Origin of the sequence: Sporolactobacillus inulinus, assembly GCF_006539285.1 — a bacterium.
Taxonomy (GTDB): domain Bacteria; phylum Bacillota; class Bacilli; order Bacillales; family Sporolactobacillaceae; genus Sporolactobacillus; species Sporolactobacillus inulinus.
In genome coordinates, this window is record NZ_BJMS01000232.1 from 1 (window position 1) to 517 (window position 517).

Sequence of the window (517 nt, forward strand, 5' to 3'; positions counted from 1 at the left end):
CTGTGTAAATAATACAAAAGGATAACCCTTAAATGGGATTTTATGGTATCCTCTTATCTGCTAAGAAAGAGAGGAAAAATCGCCAAGGGTTATCGTGCTTCTTATTCTATCTTGTTCCTTCGCGATTGACTAGTGCCATGTTGAAATTTATTGATTCTTTACTTCTGCTGTTCCGTTCTTGTTTCCATAGATTCGCTGCATTCAAATGGTTTGTTGTTCTTATCATCGGTCTGATGATACGTTCAGACTGTCTCGGAATCACTTCGGTGATTCGTGACTTGTCCCTAAACCCGAAGGGTTATGAGTCCATGATTCATTTCTTTCGTTCTTCCGCATGGTCTTTGGGCGAACTGCGGCAACAGTGGTTGCGCGTCGTGCTCAAATTTGCGCCGCTCAAGCGTGAAGCGGGCGCCGTGATTCTCATCGGCGACGGCGTCAAACAGGCGAAAGAAGCCCGCTACATGCCCGGTGTAAAAAAGCTGTTTCAGGAATCTGAGGATGTATCCAAGTCTGCTTT

1 protein-coding gene is annotated in these 517 nt (G+C 45.1%); it reads left to right on the forward strand.

The window, feature by feature from the left end; translation table 11 throughout:
• Positions 1–32: 32 nt before the first annotated feature.
• On the forward strand, positions 33–517 hold a 485-nt coding region (locus SIN01_RS14885), incomplete at its 3' end, for a transposase (RefSeq protein WP_141306185.1).